The organism is Paraburkholderia terrae (assembly GCF_002902925.1).
Taxonomy (GTDB): domain Bacteria; phylum Pseudomonadota; class Gammaproteobacteria; order Burkholderiales; family Burkholderiaceae; genus Paraburkholderia; species Paraburkholderia terrae.
This window is the reverse complement of the sequence record NZ_CP026111.1, coordinates 3,360,846-3,379,653: the sequence shown is the minus strand read 5'-3', so window position 1 is coordinate 3,379,653 and position 18,808 is coordinate 3,360,846. Positions and strand designations below refer to the sequence as shown.

Sequence of the window (18,808 nt, the reverse complement as noted above, 5' to 3'; positions counted from 1 at the left end):
CTCCTGACCGCGTCCCAACCCGCCAACTCGCAGTAGTAGCAACTGGATTCTCGTCAACGGATGTCTGTCTTTTACACTCGCAAGCAAATCGATAAATGGCTGGATGCCTTCACGATAGCCAAGGCCGGAAGCTATACGAACCTTGTCTCTGACGTGAGCTGGTCTTCGGATGACTTACTCACGGGTATCGTGCAGGGCACTCGCATCGCGCCGTACCGCGTGCGGGTGTATTTCAACAATCACGGCAAGGTCTTGCGGATCGACGGCCAATGCTCTTGCCCGGTAGGAAACAGATGCAAGCACGTTGCTGCATTGCTGGTTGCGGCCCTGCCGCTTCAACCGGAACCGGCGGCTCGCGGGGTGCGTCCGGAAGTGATCCGCTGGCTCAACGACTTTCGCACAAAACACGTATCCGCCTCGCCCGACAACGGCAAGAAGCCCGCGTCCACGAAAGCGTCACAGGTACTGGTCTATGTGATCTGCGAATCGCTCATCGGAAAGCCAGAAGTCAGAATTTTCAAGGCGCGCAAGAGTGCCGACGGCTCAATCCGCACGCTGGATGAGCCTTGGCACAACGTCGAGAAGGCGCTCGTTCAACCGCCGAAGTTCGTCACCGAGGAAGACCTGACGATCTTGCGTGGGTTGTGGCTGGGCCGCTCGCGAACCTATCTGAGCAGCTTTAGTCTGGACGGCGCGACAGGAGGCGAGATCGTCCAAAAGCTCATCGCGACGGGCCGCGCGTTCGTCTCGCCGACAACAAGCACGAGACGCTCGGCTCTGCCTTGCTCTTTGAGCGCCGGCCGCTCGCGCACGGGTCGCATCGAATGGCGCACACAGGCAGACGCGAGTATGCGCCCAGCGCTCCAGACCGAGCCGCCCGCGACGATTCTCATCACGACAACCCAACCATTCTGGTATCTGGACGCACGCACCGGCGAAGCAGGCATCGTCGACGCGCCGTGGCGGGCTGACCAGCTCAATGAATATCTGTCGATGCCGTCCATCACGGCTGACGAAGCCGTGCTCGTCGGCAAGATGCTGCAAGAGATCGCGCCGGGCTTGCCATCGCCGCCTGTGCATGACCGGACCGACTTGCGCATCATCGAGACAGCGCCGATTCCAGTGCTGAAACTCGACTCGCTGGCGACTTGGGGGCGAGCCCCAAATAACATGTTCGACTTTGCGACTCTCGCTTTCGACTATGACGGCGAGCGCGTCGATGCGCACAGCGACGTCACGCTCGTTCGCGATTCGAAGGGCGATGTGGTCCAGATCACACGTCGGGAGGACGTTGAGGCGCGATGTCTGAAGGAACTGGGCAAGGCGGGTCTCAAGGAGGTCTCGACGAAGTATGCGTCTGGCGCGAGCTCCTTTCCTGAGCACATGCTGGTGCCGTCAAATCCCGCCGACTGGGGAGACTTCATCAATCGTGCTGTGCCGTTGCTGCGCGAAGGTGGCTGGCAGGTGTCGATGAGCGAGGCGTGCCGTTTGAACTTCGTCGAAATCGATGCCATCGACGGCGAAATTCGTGAAGCCGGCGAAGGCTGGTTCGACGTCGAAATGGGCGTGACCGTCAACGGCCGCACCGTGCGGCTCGAACCGTTGCTGGTCAGCCTGTTCCGACGTGAGCCGCGTTGGCTTTCAAGCAGGCGCGATACCATCGCCGATAACGAAGTTATCGAACTCGTGACTGATCGCAACGAACGGCTGCATATCCGCGCGGAGCGTCTGAAGCCGGTCATGCGTGTGTTGGTCGATCTGTTCGATTTCGTAACGGAGCACAAGCTGCGCGTTTCGAAATGGGATGCAGCCAAATTCGACGCACTCGACAAAAGCGGGCGCTGGCAGTTTCACGGTGACACGTTCGTGCGAGAACTGGCGAGGCGGCTTGTCGCCGGGCCGGGCGTGAGCGATGCGCCCGTGCCGCGTGGGCTGCAGGCGGAACTGCGCACTTACCAGCGGCAAGGTCTCAGCTGGATGCAGTTTCTGCGTGAGCAAAACCTCGCAGGCGTGCTTGCCGACGACATGGGCCTGGGCAAAACCGTCCAGACGCTGGCCCACATCCTCGCTGAAAAGGAGGCGGGCAGACTCGACCGTCCCGCGCTGATCGTCATGCCCACCACGCTGATGCACAACTGGTGCGAGGAAGCGCGGCGTTTCACGCCGGACCTGCGCGTGCTCGACCTGCACGGGCCACAGCGTCATGAGCGTTTCGATGAAATCGGCCGCTACGACGTGATCCTCACCACGTATGCGCTGCTGTGGCGCGACCAGGCAGTGCTAGCGCAACACAGCTATCACCTGCTGATCCTGGACGAAGCGCAGTACGTGAAGAATGCCGCCACCAAGGCCGCCACCACGATTCGCGAATTGCGGGCGACGCATCGGCTGTGCCTGACGGGTACACCGCTGGAGAATCACCTCGGTGAGCTATGGGCGCAATTCGATTTCCTGCTGCCCGGTTTTCTCGGCACGCGACAGGACTTTACCCGGCGCTGGCGCACGCCGATCGAAAAGGGCGGCGACATAGCGCGGCGCGAACTGCTCGCGCGGCGCATCCGCCCATTCATGCTGCGTCGGCGGAAAGACGAAGTGGCGAAGGAACTGCCGTCGAAGACGATCATCGTGCGCAATATCGAACTCGAGGGCGCGCAGCGCGATCTCTACGAAACTGTTCGGTCGGCGATGCAGGAGAAAGTCCGCGTAGCCGTCGCGGAGAAGGGGCTCGCACGCAGTCACATCGTCGTGCTCGAGGCGCTTCTCAAGCTGCGCCAGGTCTGTTGCGATCCGCGACTCGTGAAGAACACCCGGAGCGCTCGCGTCGCAGAGTCGGCCAAACTGGAACTGCTGCTGGATATGTTGCCCGAACTGATCGAGGAAGGCCGCCGTATCCTGCTGTTCTCCCAGTTCACAGGCATGCTGGATCTGATCGCTGCTGCGCTCGACGAGGCGCAGATTCCGTACGTGACGCTGACGGGCGAGACGACCAACCGCGTCACGCCCGTCAAGCGCTTCACAAAAGGTGAGGTTCCACTGTTCCTCATCAGTCTGAAGGCGGGCGGCGTCGGCCTGAACCTGACAGCAGCCGATACGGTGATTCACTACGACCCGTGGTGGAATCCCGCCGCCGAGAACCAGGCCACTGACCGCGCGCATCGTATCGGACAGGAGCGGCCGGTGTTCGTCTACAAGCTGATCACGGCAGGTAGCGTGGAAGAGAAAATCGTCGCGATGCAGGGGCGGAAGGCGGCGCTGGCAGACGCTATTCTTTCTGAGGACGGTGCGGGTGCCGTCAAGTTCTCCGAAGATGATCTTGCGGCGCTGTTCGAACCCATTCCCGCAGCGGGAACGACTGCGCCTTCAACGAAGCCACGCACAAAGAGGACAACCGCCAAACAGGAAAGCTGACGGCAGCGGGGTCTAAAGCAGCCGCGCGATGATGGACAACAGCATCGACAGCACCAGCGTCGACATGAACGGGAACGGATACTCCTTCCCGAACAGCCGCAGCGTGACATCGCCCGGCATCCTGCCGATACCGAGCTTGCGCAGCCACGGCCAGCACGCCGACAGCACGGCCACCGCGATGAAAGTAGTCAGCAGCCAGCGGATCATCGTGTGGGCCTCGGCTTAAAGCTCAGAGCGTATGCGAGCGGTCGCCGCGCGCGAACGCGTCGAGCGTGCCGTCGATGCCGCGTGAAAACGCGATCACCTTGAACAGCTCGCCCATCTCGGCTTCCGACAGCAGCTTCTGCACCGCGTTGGCGGCGGGCAGGAAGTTGGGAATATCGGATGGATCGATCGTGCTCAATGCTTCCGTGATACCCGCGTTCATCAGAAAACGCGCGTGCGACGTATAGCCGAGCAGGTCCGCGCCCGCATCGACGCCCGCTTCGGCGATACCGGTAAACTCGACGTGCGCGGTAATGTCCTGCAAACCAGGATAGAGAAACGGATCACCGTGCGCGCGGTGCCGATAGTGGCACATCAGCGTGCCCTGCGCGCGCTGCGCATGATAGAACTCGTGGCGCGGAAAGCCGTAGTCGATCAGCAACACCGCACCGCGCGTAAGCATCGTGCAGATGGTGCGCGTGAAGGCGAGGGCGGCGTCGTGCGTTTCCGTCACATAGTCGTGATCGCTTTCGATCTCCAGATCGCGCAGAAAGGCGGCATCGTGTGTGGATGGAACGGGGCGGTCCTCGAATTGCAGCGCGTCGTCTTTCACCGTGACGCCGCGCTCATGCCACTCATCGCCGATGCGCGCGAACAGCCGCACGGGCATCGCGTCGAGCACTTCGTTGCCGACCACGACGCCTTCAAACTGCTCGGGCAACGCGTCGAGCCAGCGCACGCGGGCGGCCAGGCCGGGCGCATTCGCTTCGATCGTTTCTCGCTGACGCTCGCGCAATTCGCCGGACAGATCGACGATCGAATACGTGTCGAACTGCGTGCCCAGCTCATCCAGAGCGTTGAGCAGACCGGCAGCCAGCTTGCCTGTGCCCGCGCCGAACTCCATCACGTGCCGCGTGCCGCTCATTTCCAGCGCCTGCGCGACGGGCCGCGCGAGCGTCTGCGCGAACAGCGGCGACAGTTCCGGCGCCGTCACGAAGTCGCTGCCATCCTCCGCGCGTCGGCCGAACTTGATTGCGCCACCGCTGTAATAGCCCAGTCCCGGCGCGTACAACGCGCGCTCCATGTAGCGATCGAACGGCATCCAGCCGCCGTTTGCGTCGATCTCCGCGCGAATCTGCGAAACCAGCGCTTCCGACTGCGCGAGCGCGGTCGGGCCGGGAGCAGGTAAACTATCGGGTTGGTGAGCTTTCGGATTCATCCCCGCATTGTAAATGACCGCCTCGAACGATACTTTCGCCGCCAGCGGCCGTCCCGACCGGCCCGCCCGCACCGTGCTCGTCACGGGCGGCGGGCACCGGATCGGCCGTGGACTGGCGCTGGGCTTTGCCGCGGCGGGCTGGGACGTGGCCGTGCATTACGGCTCGTCGAAGGCGAAAGCCGACGAGGTCGTCGCGGAAATCGCCGCGCTCGGGCGGCGCGCCGTCGCGCTGAAGGCGGATTTGTCCGTCGAGGCGGAAGTGGAGCGGCTCGTCCCCGATTGCACGGCGGCGCTCGGGCGTCCGTCGTGCATCGTGAACAACGCGTCGATGTTCGACGAGGACACCGCGCTCGACGTCGGCTACGCGAAGCTGCTGCATCTGACGTCGATCAACGTCGGCGCCCCGCTCGTGCTTGCGCGGATGTTGCATGAGGTCACGCCCGAGGCGGCGCGTCACGACGAGTCGCTGCGCGCGGCCGTCATCAACGTGCTGGACCAGAAGCTGTACAACATGAATCCGGATTACCTGTCGTACACGCTGTCGAAGGCCGCGCTCGGCACGGCGACCGTCGCGCTTGCGCAGGCGCTGGCGCCGAAGGTGCGCGTCGTGGGTCTCGCGCCCGGCCTCACGCTGCAATCCGGCGATCAGACCCCGGAAAGCTTCGCGGCCGCGCACAAGGTGACGCCGCTCGGCCATGCGTCGCGCGTCGAGGATCTCGTCGCGGCGGCGCTGTATCTCGCGGATGCGCGCGGCGTCACGGGCACGACGCTGGTTGTCGACGGCGGCCAGCATCTCGTGCCGCTGCCGCGCGATGTGATGTTTTTGACGGGCGCCGACCGCTGACCCACGGTTAGCCGTCGTTAGACGTTGCGCCCTCCGGCGCGCTGCACAGCGCGCCCAATTGCAACTGCGTGCGGGTTCGCACGCACCATTTTTGTACTGGAACGAACATGTCTGCCGCTTTGCTTCATCCCCGGCTCGCTGATTGCCGCCGGCTCTTTCTGCGCGATTACGAGGTGCACATCAACATCGGCGTGCATGACTTCGAAAAGCGCGGCGAGCAGCGCGTGGTGATCAATGTCGAACTGTTCGTGCCGCTCGCGCTGTCCACGCCCGTCGAAGACAAGCTGCGCGAAGTCGTCGATTACGACTTCATGCGTTCGACCATCGCAAAGCGCGTGAGCCAGGGGCATATCCATCTGCAGGAAACGCTCTGCGACGACCTCGCGAAAGCGCTGCTCGCGCATCCGCAAGTGCGCGGCGTGCGTCTGTCGACGGAAAAACCCGATGTTTATCCCGACTGCGATGCCGTGGGCGTCGAAGTCTTCCATATCAAAGAGGTCTGAGCGATGAACGCTCCCGAAACGCTGACGGGCGTCGACGCGGCCGCGCCCATTGCCGAAGCTCAAGCCGAAACCGCCGAACCCAAACGCGCGCTCACGCGCCGCGAGCAGAAAGAGGCGTACGAGAACAACAAGCTGTTCAAGCGCCTCGCGCGCCAGGTCGGCCAGGCAATCGGCGACTTCAACATGATCGAGGACGGCGACAAGGTGATGGTGTGCCTGTCGGGCGGCAAGGACAGCTACGCGATGCTGGAGATCCTGATGCGGCTGCGCGAGCGCGCACCGATCAACTTCGACATCGTCGCCGTGAATCTCGACCAGAAGCAGCCGGGCTTTCCCGAGCACGTGCTGCCCGAGTACCTGAGCAAGCTCGACATTCCGTTTCATATCGAGAACCAGGACACGTACAGCATCGTCAAGCGGCTCGTGCCCGAGGGCAAGACGACGTGCTCGCTGTGCTCGCGCCTGCGGCGCGGCATTTTGTACCGCGTGGCGGGTGAACTCGGCGCGACCAAGATCGCGCTCGGCCATCATCGCGACGACATCCTGCAGACGCTGCTGCTGAACATGTTCTACGGCGGCAAGCTGAAGGGCATGCCGCCCAAGCTGCAATCGGACGATGGCAAGAACGTCGTGATCCGGCCGCTGGCGTATGTGAAGGAAACCGATCTCGAGAAATACGCGGAACTGCGTCAATTCCCGATCATCCCGTGCAACCTGTGCGGCAGCCAGCCGAATTTGAAACGCGCGGAAATGAAGGCGCTGATCCGCGAATGGGACAAGCGTTTTCCGGGGCGCGTCGACAACATGTTCAACGCGTTGACGAACGTCGTGCCTTCGCATCTGATGGATCACAAGCTGTTTCCGTTTGCATCGTTGCGCGCCACGGGCGAAGCCGATGTGCAAGGCGATATCGCTTTCGACGAAGAGCCGTGTTCGACCGATTCCGCATCGGAGGGGATGCAGCCGGCATCGCAAACGATTTCCTTTGTCCAATTCGACGATATTTGACGTTTTACCCATCCCGCAAATCCTTTTAAAACAGGCATTTGCGGGGTGATTTCGATCTGGAGGGCCACGTTGCAGTCACACTCAGCGTGCTAGAATCGCCCACTCCAAACTCGTCAAATACGCCCACGTCATGAACATCGTGATTCTGGCGGCAGGCACCGGCAAGCGCATGCGCTCTGCACTGCCAAAGGTGCTTCATCCCCTGGCCGGTCGGCCGCTTCTTGCTCATGTCATCGACACCGCACGCACACTGAATCCGACGCGTCTCGTCGTCGTGATCGGTCATGGCGCGGAACAGGTGCGCGAAGCCGTCGCGGCGCCCGATGTGCAGTTCGCATTGCAGGAACAGCAGCTCGGCACAGGACACGCGGTACAGCAGGCGTTGCCGCTGCTCGATGCGTCCGCGCCGACGCTCGTGCTGTATGGCGACGTGCCGCTCACGAAGACGAGCACGCTCAAGCGTCTGACCGATGCGGCGGGCCACGACGGCTACGGCGTGTTGACCGTCACGCTCGACGATCCCACCGGTTATGGCCGCATCGTGCGCGATGCGCAGGGCAAGGTGGAGCGCATTGTCGAGCAGAAAGACGCGACGCCGGAGCAGCAGAAGATCGCTGAGATCAACACGGGCATCGTCGTGATGCCGACGAAGCGTCTCGACGGCTGGCTGTCGTCGCTGAAGAACGATAATGCGCAGGGCGAGTTCTATCTCACCGACGTGGTCGAACTCGCGATCGAAGCGGGCATCGAAGCCGTCACCGCGCAGCCGGACGAAGAGTGGGAAACGCTCGGCGTGAACAGCAAGCAGCAACTCGCGGAACTCGAACGCATCCATCAGCGCAACGTCGCTGACGAACTGCTCGTCGCGGGCGTGACGATCGCCGATCCGGCGCGTATCGACGTGCGCGGCACGCTCGAATGCGGCCGCGATGTATCGATCGACGTGAACTGCGTGTTCGAAGGCAAGGTCACGCTGGCCGACAACGTATCGATCGGACCGAACTGCGTGATCCGTAACGCAACGGTTGGCGCGGGTACGCGCATCGACGCGTACACGCATATCGAAGGCGCGCAGGTCGGCGCGCAGGCCGTGCTTGGTCCGTACGCGCGGCTGCGTCCGGGCGCGACGCTTGCGGACGAAACGCACGTCGGCAACTTCGTCGAAGTGAAGAACGCGGTGCTTGGACGTGGATCGAAGGCGAATCACCTGTCGTATATCGGCGATTCGGACGTCGGCGCGCGCGTGAATATCGGCGCGGGCACGATCACCTGCAACTACGACGGCGCCAACAAATTCCGCACGGTTATCGAAGACGATGTGTTCGTCGGCTCGGATACGCAGCTGGTGGCGCCCGTGCGCATCGGCCGCGGCGTAACGATCGCGGCGGGCACGACAGTCTGGAAGGATGTCGAAGAAGGCCTGCTGGTGCTCAACGAAAAGACCCAGATAGGCAAGACGGGCTACGTGCGCCCGACGAAAAAGAAAAGCTGAAGGGAACCGCGCGTGCGAGGCGCGCGCCTTGACCCCTAACTCTGCAAAGGACCATTGAATATGTGCGGCATTGTCGGCGCTGTTGCGCAGCGAAACATCGTTCCCGTCCTGATCGAAGGACTGCGTCGCCTCGAATATCGCGGCTATGACTCATGCGGCGTTGCCGTGCTGGCGAACGGCGAGCCGAAGCGCGCGCGCAGCGTAGCCCGCGTCGCCGATCTCGACGACCAGGTGCGCGAGACGCGCCTCGAAGGCGCAACGGGCATCGCACACACGCGCTGGGCCACGCACGGCGCGCCCGTCACGGACAACGCGCACCCGATCTTCTCGCGCAACGAACTGGCGCTCGTACACAACGGCATCATCGAGAACTACGAGTCGCTGCGCGAGATGCTGCGCGGCAAGGGCTACGAGTTCGTCTCGCAGACCGATACGGAAGTGATCGCGCATCTGGTTCACAGCCTGTATCGCGGCGATCTGTTCGCGGCCGTGCGCGAAGCGACGGCGCAACTGCATGGCGCATACGCAATCGCCGTGCTGCACAAGAACCAGCCGCATACGGTGGTGGGCGCGCGTCAAGGCTCGCCGCTCGTCGTCGGCCTGGGTGAAGGCGAGAACTTCCTCGCATCCGACGCGCTCGCGCTGGCGGGCAGCACCGACCGCTTCATCTTCCTCGAAGAAGGCGACGTCTGCGAACTGACGCTGGAAAAGGTGCGCGTGTTCGATCGCGACGGCAATCCCGCCGATCGCGAAGTGCGCCAGGTGGCAGCCTACGGCGGCGCGGTCGAACTCGGACCGTATCGCCACTTCATGCAGAAGGAAATCTTCGAACAGCCGCGCGCGATCACCGACACGATCCCGCAAGCCGATGCATTCGATGCGTCACTGTTCGGCGAAAACGCGCAGAAGGCGTTTTCCGAAATCGACAGCCTGCTGATTCTCGCGTGCGGCACGAGCTACTACTCGGGGCTGACGGCGAAGTACTGGCTCGAATCCGTCGCGAAGATTCCGACGCAGGTTGAGATCGCGAGCGAATATCGTTATCGCGATTCGGTGCCGAACCCGAAGGCGCTCGTCGTCGTGATTTCGCAATCTGGCGAAACGGCCGACACGCTCGCGGCGTTGAAGCACGCGCAGTCGCTGGGACACAAGCACACGCTGTCGGTGTGCAACGTCGGTACGAGCGCGATGGTGCGCCTGACGGAGCTGTCGTTCCTCACGCATGCGGGCCGCGAAATCGGTGTCGCGTCGACGAAGGCCTTCACGACGCAGCTGGTCGCGCTGTTTGTGCTAGCCATGACGCTCGGCAAGATGCGCGGTCATGTCAGCGCAGCGCAGGAAGCGGACTATATCCGCCAGCTGCGTCACTTGCCTGCGGCGCTCAATAGCGTGCTGGCGCTGGAGCCGCAGATCATCGCGTGGTCGGAAGAGTTCTCGCGCAAGGAAAACGCGCTGTTCCTCGGCCGTGGCCTGCACTATCCGATCGCGCTGGAAGGCGCGCTCAAGCTCAAGGAAATCTCGTACATCCACGCCGAGGCTTATCCGGCGGGCGAGCTGAAGCACGGGCCGCTGGCGCTCGTGACGGAAGCGATGCCGGTGGTGACGGTCGCGCCAAACGATGCGCTACTCGAAAAGCTCAAGTCGAACATCCAGGAAGTGCGCGCGCGCGGCGGTCAGCTGTACGTGTTCGCGGATGCCGATACGAAGATCGTCAACGATGAAGGTATCCACGTGATCCGCATGCCGGAGCATTACGGCTTGCTGTCGCCGATCCTGCACGTCGTGCCGCTGCAGTTGCTCGCGTATCACACGGCTTGCTCGCGGGGCACGGATGTGGATAAGCCGCGTAATCTCGCGAAATCGGTGACGGTGGAGTGAGGTAAGTGGCTTTGTGTTGATGTTGTTGTTGCTGTAACCGCCTCACCTGCGTTCTGGATACGGTGCCGCGTTCGCGGACGTATCCAGAACCAGTCAAATCTCCTTTCTCTTCCCCTGGTGTTTCCCTCGCGCGGCCCTTAAGGCTTCGTCGCATAGGCCAGCACGCACGGCATCGGTATGCGTACCTCATCCTCACTGGCATAGGCCGCCGCGCCTTCGCGCACCGTCTTGCTGATCGCGGCCAGCGCATCCGGCGTCTGCGCATTCAGAATCGCCGAAACCCGCACGCCGCCGCGCAACAGCATCTCGAACAGCGCATCGGGCGAGGGCGCATGCAAGGTCTGCTCGACTTCCTCGATGCGCGGCTCGCGAAATCCCGCCGCCAGCAGTACACGCTCGCACTCCGCCCAGTCGCTGAATCTGAAGAACGGCGGCCCGGGGGGCAACTGGACGTCCATCCGGCCGTGCGCCTCGATCGCCTTCAGCACGATAGAGAAACCGACGGCCTTGTCTTGCGACGCCCATACCGTGAAGCCGACCTTGCCACCCGGCCGAAGCACGCGGAACGCTTCCTCGATCGCCTTCTCGGGATGCGAGAAATGCAGCATGCCGAAGCTGATGCCGACGGCATCGAAATCATCGTCGGGAAACGGCAGGTCTTCCGCGCTGCCGATGCGAAACGTCAGCGCGGGATAGATGCGCCTCGCCTGATCGACCATCGAATCCGCGAAGTCCACCCCGACGACATCTGCGCCGCGCTGCGCAGCCGCAGCGGCGAGATAGCCAGGGCCTGAGGCGACATCGAGCAGACGCACGCCCCGGCGCACGGCCAGCGCATCGAGCAAGGCGCAGTGCGACTGGATGGTCAGGTTGCCGAAAAACGTGTGATAAGGCTGCGCGACGCGCTCCCATCCCCGATGTTCGAAGGCACTGAACTGGTCTTCTTTCATGGCCGTTCCCCCTTGGTGCTTCAAGTCACTTCCGTTATAGGACCCTCGCGTCAGAGGTCAACGACCAATCGTCACGAGACCGTCCCAGCTGACCTCTGCACATCCAGATGTCCACACGATCCTATGGACAACATGGGGATATCACGGAGGCGATTGCTGTGGGCAGATTCTGGGTAAACACGAGGTGTGCTCGAACATGGGACAAGTTATTCAAACTTGCGGCGAACGGTCCCACGCTTATGCGCAAGGGTATACGTTTCGCAATCCGTTGAGTGCAAAGCGGATTTGGCGCTTGTCCACAGAAAGTGGATGCCCTTGTTAACTGCTACTACGTATACATATTTATAACTTCAAAGACAGTAAACAAACCGCGCGCGGCGCCTGCATGTACGGCAGGGCAATGATCTGCCTGTCCGGTGAACAGCGCGATGAACGGCATCAGTCTGAAAAAACGCGTTGTCGGAATTCGCATCCGGCAAAGCGATTCATGTGTATGGCGTGAGCCAACACTTCTGCGCCCGGATTCGTTCGCCGCGCGCGATCACACGAGCCTGATTCGCCGCCAAAGCGTACGTGGCAAGCCGCGAGGTCCGCGAGCCGCAAACGGGCATACACATTGCTGTTATAAAGCGCGCCCGCTCAATGAAGCGGACCTCACCAAAACACCCCGGAGGCGATCGTGCTGGCAACAAAACCGTGTACCGCGACATGTGTCATCGATGGAATCGCGGTCACACTGACCTTTTTCCCCGACACCGGCGTTCTGCGCATCACCGACAGCACAGGCAGCCGTCTAAGAGAAACACGCTGGTCCGCGTCGTGGCAAAGCCTCGTCGCGACATTCCGCGAGCTGAGTGAGACGCCCGTCGAAGAACGCGCCGATCCGGATGTGCTGTTCGGCAGCTACTATCGATCGAACGCGATCAGCAGCCGCTACGCGAACTGAACACGACACGGTGCCTTGCTGGCGTACTGTCGGCCGGCCGTACGGACAAACGGCCGAACTGAGCCACGAATCGCCCTCGCTTCCGCCGATTGAATGCGCGTTGTGGCTCCTATACTTCTTTCCATGGCGCGACGATTCAACAGCCCATCGACGCGGTTCCCCTCCGCGTTGCGCAAGACCGCAGGTTGCCAGCAGTCGTAACAGAAGTAGCAGAAGTAGCAGAAGCACCGGCAGTGGCAGTCAACGAAGTGGCAGTACGCGCAGCAAACGGAAGTCGATGTAACAAACGAAGTACTCGCAGCAACGGGATCAGCAGTTTGAATTGGCAGTTTGAAGTTGCAGTCGCAATACAAGCAACGCAAGCAACAGGCAGTCGAAAGACCGGTTCATCAAATGCAGTTGGGGTTAGCAGCAAGGAGTAGGCGCGGGACCAATTGAAGCGAAAAGACGTTTTACTAATAACAGCTTCTCGTGATGAGCAGCAGTCGGCAAGCATCCACGCGCCTGTTCGATATGACTCATCCACCGAGCCCTGTTCCCCGCGGAACAGGGCTTTTTTTTCGTGCAGCGAGCGCTTCTCACATGCGCTCGACGTCCTGCCATCCGCCCGTCGCCATGCTTTTCACCGATGCGGCAACGAATGCCAGTCCCTTCACGCCATCGCTGACGCCGGGAAAGAGCGTCGGCTGGTCGTCACCGGGTGTGCCGGCTATCCCTGTCGCAACGCGCTGCGCGAACTCCGTATAAAGATTCGCGAACGCTTCCAGATAACCTTCGGGATGACCGATCGCGATACGCGTCGAACGCTGTGCGCCTTCACTTGTCGACGGCCCGAGCCGGCGCGTGATGATTTCTTCGAACGCGTCCTGCCGCCGATGGATCAGCCGGTTCGGTTCCTCCTGATGCCACTCGAGCCCGCCCTTGTCGCCGTGAATGCGGAAGCTCAATCCGTGCTCCGAGCCCGCCGCGGCATTGGTGACCCACAGCGAGCCGCGCGCGCCGTTCTCGTAGCGCAGCAACGCGGAAACGTAATCGTCGATGGGGCGGCCTGGAATCGCGGACCCGACGTCCGCGCACAAGCGCGTCACGTCCAGCCCCGTCACGAACGCGCCCAGATGAAACGCATGCGTGCCGATGTCCATCAGCACCAGCGAACTGCCCGCGCGCCCTTCCGTACGCCAGCCTGCGGGCAGATCGTGGCCGGCCAGATAGCTCTGCACGTATTGCAGATGCACCTGGCGAATCTCGCCGAGTTCGCCCGCGCGAATCATGTCGCGCGCCTGGCGCACCATCGGAAAGCCTGTGTAGCAATAGGTCACGCAGAATTCGGCGTTCGTCGTCTTCACGCGCGCGGCAATCTCGCGTGCTTGCGCGAGATCGTTGGCCAGCGGCTTGTCGCAGATCACGTGAAAGCCACGGTCGAGTGCCAGCATGCAGATCGGATGATGCGAGTCGTTGGGCGTCATCACCGCGACGGCGTCGATGCGATCGGGGCGCGCCGCTTCCGCTTCGAGCATCTGTTGCCACGACGCATACGCGCGTTCCGCGCCGATGCCAAGGTCGAGCGCCGCCTGCCGCGCGCGTTCAGGATTCGACGACAGCGCGGCTGCAACGATGTCGTACTGGCCGTCCAGGCGTGCCGCAATGCGATGCGTCTCGCCGATGATCGAGCCCGGCCCGCCACCGATCAAACCCAGCCGGATGCGCCGGCCAATCGTGCTAGTCACCATGTCGTCTCCGTCGTTATCGAATGTGCGGGGCTAGTGTGTCGCGTTGCGGAACTCGAGGTTGCGCAGCGCGTCGGCGAATTGCTCGTCGGACCAGCTTTCGGCGAGCGCGGTCGCGAGGATCTGCTGCTGGCTTGCTGGCGCGAGTCCGCCCACGGGCGGATTGCGGTCGAGATTCGTCGGGAACGCATAGCCTTCCGCGCACGATGCGATCACGGCCGCCGTTTGCGCCGCGTCGAGGCGCTGTTGCGCGTGCATCGCCCGCAGCACGGGAAACACGGCATTGCACATGCGAGTGCGGTCGAGTGATTCCATCGCGCGCCCATACGCCGACGACACCTGCAGCAGGTTCGCCATCCGTTGCACGTCGCGCGTGCGGTTCGAGCCGGCAGCGTGAAACAGCGCGGGGTTGAAGAACAGGGCGTCGCCCTTTTGCAGCGGCAACTGCGCGTAGTGCGATTCGAAATACGCGCGGAAGTCCTCGCGGCGCCACGCGACATAGCCTTGCGGGTAACGCTGCGAAAACGGCAGCAGCTTGGTTGGACCGCTCTCGACGGGCATGTCGGTGTGCGCGACGGCGCCTTGCAGCGTCAGAAGCGCCGACATCGTGTGTACATGTGCGGGAAAACGCTGCGCTTCGTCGACGGTGAGAAAGCCGAGATGGAAATCGCGGTGCGCCTGCTGTGCTTCGCCGCCCGGCCGCACGACGTTCACCTGCGACGTCATCTGATACGCGGGCCCGAGCCAGGCTTCGGCCGCCGCCACCAGGACGGGATTCGCGAAATAGCGGACAAAGACGTCGGGTGCCTCGAGACACAGCTTTTCCTGTGCGTTCCAGATGCGGTCGTTGGCGCCCGCCTTCGCGAAGTGATCGGCGCCGCCGCCTGCCTTGCGCTCGCTGCGAATGATCGATTCGAAGATTGCGGTCGCGTCGTCGATGGCGGTCGTGTCGTCGTACGCGCGCCGCAGCACGAACACGCCGGCGCCGTCGAGCAGGACGCTGGCCCATTCGGCGAGCAGCTCGGGACGGCGCGCCGCGTCGGCCACGATGGGCCGCAACGCATCGCCGTCATAGACAGGTATGGCGTGCGCGAGGTCGGTGGCGAGGCGCGGCCTTGGACGCATTTCACGTGAGGTTTCGATCAGCGACGCGAAGTCGTCGACGGAACAGTCGGCCTCGCGAAACCATGTCTGTCCGCCTGAAGGCAGATGCTGTGGGTTCATCTCGTCTCCTCCGATGCCATCGGGTGGTCCGATGCTGGAAACCAGCTTATCCGCAATCTCCGTTGCTGAGTGATCAACGAAACATCAAAAACACATCAAAAGCGAGCGGCGGATTTGCTCAGTGAGCGATGAGGTATCCCTTTCTGATCAAGGAAATCGCGTTGCAGGCGGGCCTCGGCATGGCGACCGTCGACCGCGTGCCGAATGGACGCGCGCACGTGCGCGAGCATGCGCGGCGGGGCGCTCGGCAAGTGATCAGGGAATTGGCGAGGAGCAACTGACGACGCGACGGGTGGTCGCAAGCTCGTAGTCGACGTGGCGGTTGAAGCACCGCGCCGTTACGCCGCCGGCGAGATCCGCGACGCGCTGGACCTGCATCGGCCGCGCTTTCTCATGCAGGAAACGATGATGACGCCGGAGAACATTCCGCACGATGTCATCACGCGGTTCGCGGCGCGTCCCTAGCGATCGTGCTTCACTGCAGCGGCGCCGACCACGCGATCGTGCGGTTGCGCCCTTCGCGTTTTGCCGAGTAAAGCGCGCTGTCGGCGCGCGCGAGCGTCGTGTTCAGATCGTCGCTCGTTTCGACCTTGCATACGCCTGCCGAAAACGAATAACGGATCGCGCAGTCGCCAGCGACCTGCACACGGCGGCTCATCACCTGGCGGCGCATCCGCTCGACAGCCGACACGCCATGCTCGACCGACGTCGACGGAAACACCACCAGAAATTCCTCACCGCCAATGCGCCCCGCGATATCCGTCTGACGCGTCGCATGCCGGCAGACTTCGCCGAAGTCGCGCAGCACGGCGTCGCCGGCGGCGTGGCCGTGCGAGTCGTTGATCTGCTTGAAATGATCGAGGTCGACGAGCGCGACCGTGAGCGGCGTCTCCGTGCCCACGGCAGCCGTGATCGCGAGTTCGAGCGCCGACATCGAATGACGCCGGTTAGAGAGGCCGGTCAGCACGTCGGTGCGCGCTTCCTGCACCGCGCGTTCGTGCGCGCCGATCCACGCCTGCTCGCTGGAACGCAACGCCGAGATGTCCGTGCCGGTCAGCACGATCCAGTCGTTCTCCAGCAGCGATTCCGTCATCCAGAACCAGCGCCCGTCGATCAGTTCCGTCGCGAAGCTGCGCTGCCCGGCGCGTTCGCGGCGCACGGCGATCGCGTCGCCGATCACGGCGGCAGCGTTATCGCCCTCGATACGCGTGCCGCATTGACCGAGGATGCCGCGCATCACGAGATCGGCGAACGTGATTTCGCCGCGCTCGCGGTTGAGGCGGAACGCGTGCTTGAATGCACTGCTCGCGAACACGAGCCGGTCGCTCGTATCGTAGATCGCGACCAGCGTGTTTTTGCCGTCGAGGGCGCCGAGCAACGCTTCACATGCGATGTCGTCGGTACGCAGATCCTGGATCGATTTCATATCGGTGCAGATGGGTCTCCGAGCTGGCCGCGTCGTTGGAGCGCGGCCTCGGTCCCAGGTTCGCCGTGTCGCTCAAGAAAAGCGCCACGGACGAAGCCGTGGCGCGAAGCGTTCCAATGATTCCGACTGCGTGAAGAATCACGGAGAACGTGGAGACAGGATCAAGTCTACGTCGGGCGAATGCTCGGCCATCGCGTGAACAGTGAGCAGTTTTGCCCGCAATTCTGCGGGTCGTGCAGGTTTCTGGGAGTGGTGCGGCGTTGTTCAACGTTACAAGGTTCGGTGCGCCGCGATGCTCACGCGTGGCGCTTCGCCTGATCCGTGTGATCGATCAGGCTGTCCGGCTGAGCTTGCGTCCAGTCCATCCCTTGCACCTGGTTGCGACCGGCCGCCTTCGCCGCGTAAAGCTGCGCGTCGGCGGCTGCGAGCAGTTCCGGGGCGTTGCGGCCGTCGGCAGGCCGGCCCGTCGCGCAACCGACGCTCACCGTCACGGTCGGCAATTGCCTGATGCGCAGCGCCTCGACGCCGCGGCGGACTTTCTCGGCCGAGTTCGCCGCAGCGTTCGATCCCATATCAGGCAGCACGACCGCGAATTCTTCGCCGCCGTAGCGCGCAACCACGTCGATCGAGCGCCGCGCCACCGACGCGATGCAGTCAGCCACGGCGGCCAGCACTTCGTCGCCGGCGGCGTGGCCGTACGTGTCGTTGAAACGCTTGAAGTGATCGATGTCGATGAACAGCACCGACAGCACCGCGCCGTTGCGCCGTGCGCGGCGCCATTCTTCGTCGAGGTGCCGGTCGAGCGTGCGGCGGTTGCTGAGCCGGGTGAGGGGATCGGTGGCCGCGAGTTCGGCGAGGCGCGCCTGCGCGCGCACCTTGTCGCGCAGCGCGAATGCAAGCGTCCAGCAGACCAGCACGACGACGGCGCCCAGCGTGAGCGTCAGCGCGCCCGCAACCGCGCTGCGCTTGCGCCACGGGGCGAGCACGTCGTCGAGGGCAGGCGCGACGATCACGACGAGCGGCGTGTCGGGCACATGCGCGTATGAATAGATGCGCCGCACATGATCGATGGGAGAGTCGTCGATGAACGATCCCGCCGTGCCCGAGTGCGTGACCTGATATTGCGGATACTTGTCCACATCGACGCCGATGATGGCTTCGGCGTAAGGCTTGCGCGCAAGCACTGTGCCGTCTTCGAGCAGGATGAACGCGGTGCCGTCGCGGCCCGTGTTGACCTTGTCGAGCAGCCGTTGCAGATAGGCGATGCGTACGGCGAGCAGCGCGACGCCCGCAAACGAGCCGTCGCGCGCGGTGATCCGCCGTGACAACGCAAACGAAAGCTCGTGCTCGCGCAGCCGCGAGCGGTACGGATGCGAGACGAACAGACCCGCGTTCGGATTGCGCTGATGAACGACGAAGTAGTCGCGGTCGTCGAACCGGACATTCTTGTTGACGGGGCCTTCCTGCGTGGCCTTCAGCGTGCCATGCTCGTCGACCACGTAGGCTCCGCCGAGGTAAGCGGCGAGCGTCGCGCGATCGAACAACACGGTGCGGCGCAGATCGTCGGGCAGATGCCAGACCGTCGGCTCCTGCGAGCGATGAACGATTTCCTGCAGCGACAGATCGTAGATCTCGACGTTGCGCGCCAGATCGCTCGAAATCAGCGAAACCAGATTGGCCGAGGTTTCGCGCGCGTGATTCAGCGCATCGGTGCGTCCCGCGTACAGCGTGGCGAGCGTCAGGCCGGCCATCGCCGTCGCGATCACCGTGCCCGCGATGCCCGTCAGGAACGGGCGGTTGCCGACCGCTTGCGACACGGCCGCTCCGCGCTTGCGCGCAAGATGGCGAAACCGTTGACGCAGGACGAGAAGCGGATTGAACACGAGCGTCGTCTCCGTCGTGATTGTGCCGCTACGCTAGCAGGGTTGCGAAGCGCGCGGCAAGCATGGCGCGTGGTCCCGTTGTGGACAATGCATCGT

General features: G+C 63.1%; 16 protein-coding genes. 9 read left to right on the top strand and 7 right to left on the bottom strand.

Translation table 11 applies throughout. The annotated features are described in order from the left end of the window. The first annotated feature begins 60 nt into the window (after positions 1 to 60). Entirely contained in the window at positions 61 to 3,408 is a 3,348-nt protein-coding gene (locus C2L65_RS15055) for a DEAD/DEAH box helicase (protein WP_042314060.1), read from the top strand. Positions 3,409 to 3,420: 12 nt separating this feature from the next. Here the strand turns inward: C2L65_RS15055 and C2L65_RS15050 are convergent, their stop codons facing one another. Beyond that, positions 3,421 to 3,615: a DUF2905 domain-containing protein gene (locus tag C2L65_RS15050; RefSeq protein WP_042314063.1), complete on the bottom strand. Its 195-nt coding sequence runs from the start codon at positions 3,613 to 3,615 to the stop codon at positions 3,421 to 3,423. Between the two features lie 22 nt (positions 3,616 to 3,637). Beyond that, a complete protein-coding gene (locus C2L65_RS15045; RefSeq protein WP_042314066.1) occupies positions 3,638 to 4,831 on the bottom strand; it encodes a class I SAM-dependent methyltransferase in 1,194 nt (397 codons plus the stop codon). A gap of 13 nt (positions 4,832 to 4,844) precedes the next feature. Between C2L65_RS15045 and C2L65_RS15040 the strand changes: the two genes are divergently transcribed. The 5 genes from C2L65_RS15040 to glmS all read left to right on the top strand — a co-directional run bounded on the left by C2L65_RS15040 (position 4,845) and on the right by glmS (position 10,556). Beyond that, on the top strand, positions 4,845 to 5,675 hold the full coding sequence (locus C2L65_RS15040; protein WP_042314068.1) for an SDR family oxidoreductase: 831 nt from the start codon (positions 4,845 to 4,847) through the stop codon (positions 5,673 to 5,675). A 107-nt stretch (positions 5,676 to 5,782) separates the two neighbouring features. After that, on the top strand, positions 5,783 to 6,178 hold the full coding sequence (locus tag C2L65_RS15035; RefSeq protein ID WP_042314071.1) for a dihydroneopterin aldolase: 396 nt from the start codon (positions 5,783 to 5,785) through the stop codon (positions 6,176 to 6,178). Positions 6,179 to 6,181: 3 nt separating this feature from the next. Continuing rightward, positions 6,182 to 7,186, top strand: a complete 1,005-nt coding sequence (ttcA, locus tag C2L65_RS15030; protein ID WP_042314074.1) for a tRNA 2-thiocytidine(32) synthetase TtcA — start codon at positions 6,182 to 6,184, stop codon at positions 7,184 to 7,186. A gap of 130 nt (positions 7,187 to 7,316) precedes the next feature. Next, positions 7,317 to 8,678: a bifunctional UDP-N-acetylglucosamine diphosphorylase/glucosamine-1-phosphate N-acetyltransferase GlmU gene (glmU, locus tag C2L65_RS15025; RefSeq protein ID WP_042314076.1), complete on the top strand. Its 1,362-nt coding sequence runs from the start codon at positions 7,317 to 7,319 to the stop codon at positions 8,676 to 8,678. A gap of 60 nt (positions 8,679 to 8,738) precedes the next feature. Continuing rightward, the gene (gene glmS / locus C2L65_RS15020) at positions 8,739 to 10,556 is read left to right on the top strand and encodes a glutamine--fructose-6-phosphate transaminase (isomerizing) (RefSeq protein WP_042314078.1); all 1,818 of its coding nucleotides are present in this window, start codon (positions 8,739 to 8,741) and stop codon (positions 10,554 to 10,556) included. A gap of 137 nt (positions 10,557 to 10,693) precedes the next feature. Here glmS and C2L65_RS15015 read toward each other — a convergent pair whose 3' ends face one another. Continuing rightward, positions 10,694 to 11,506 carry a class I SAM-dependent methyltransferase gene (locus C2L65_RS15015; RefSeq protein ID WP_042314080.1) on the bottom strand — a complete coding sequence of 271 codons (813 nt, stop codon included), beginning with the start codon at positions 11,504 to 11,506 and terminating at the stop codon, positions 10,694 to 10,696. A 679-nt stretch (positions 11,507 to 12,185) separates the two neighbouring features. Between C2L65_RS15015 and C2L65_RS15010 the strand changes: the two genes are divergently transcribed. Then, complete coding sequence (locus C2L65_RS15010; protein ID WP_035991600.1) at positions 12,186 to 12,452, top strand: hypothetical protein; 267 nt, start codon at positions 12,186 to 12,188, stop codon at positions 12,450 to 12,452. A 578-nt stretch (positions 12,453 to 13,030) separates the two neighbouring features. On the opposite strand, the gene C2L65_RS15005 is transcribed toward C2L65_RS15010, so the two are convergent. Together C2L65_RS15005 and C2L65_RS15000 are read right to left on the bottom strand one after the other, a co-directional pair. Beyond that, positions 13,031 to 14,182, bottom strand: coding sequence for a Gfo/Idh/MocA family protein (locus C2L65_RS15005; RefSeq protein ID WP_042314085.1), 1,152 nt, complete (start codon positions 14,180 to 14,182; stop codon positions 13,031 to 13,033). Between the two features lie 30 nt (positions 14,183 to 14,212). Further along, positions 14,213 to 15,403, bottom strand: a complete 1,191-nt coding sequence (locus tag C2L65_RS15000) for a phytanoyl-CoA dioxygenase family protein (RefSeq protein ID WP_042314089.1) — start codon at positions 15,401 to 15,403, stop codon at positions 14,213 to 14,215. A 128-nt stretch (positions 15,404 to 15,531) separates the two neighbouring features. Between C2L65_RS15000 and C2L65_RS46575 the strand changes: the two genes are divergently transcribed. Beyond that, positions 15,532 to 15,684 (top strand): LacI family DNA-binding transcriptional regulator, encoded by a 153-nt coding sequence (locus C2L65_RS46575; RefSeq protein WP_233446463.1) that lies wholly within the window; start codon positions 15,532 to 15,534, stop codon positions 15,682 to 15,684. Between the two features lie 34 nt (positions 15,685 to 15,718). Beyond that, entirely contained in the window at positions 15,719 to 15,868 is a 150-nt protein-coding gene (locus C2L65_RS46570; protein WP_233446462.1) for a hypothetical protein, read from the top strand. A gap of 10 nt (positions 15,869 to 15,878) precedes the next feature. On the opposite strand, the gene C2L65_RS14990 is transcribed toward C2L65_RS46570, so the two are convergent. Continuing rightward, complete coding sequence (locus tag C2L65_RS14990; protein ID WP_042314092.1) at positions 15,879 to 16,829, bottom strand: GGDEF domain-containing protein; 951 nt, start codon at positions 16,827 to 16,829, stop codon at positions 15,879 to 15,881. A 296-nt stretch (positions 16,830 to 17,125) separates the two neighbouring features. Beyond that, positions 17,126 to 18,712 (bottom strand): sensor domain-containing diguanylate cyclase, encoded by a 1,587-nt coding sequence (locus tag C2L65_RS14985; RefSeq protein WP_042314094.1) that lies wholly within the window; start codon positions 18,710 to 18,712, stop codon positions 17,126 to 17,128. Positions 18,713 to 18,808: the final 96 nt, after the last annotated feature.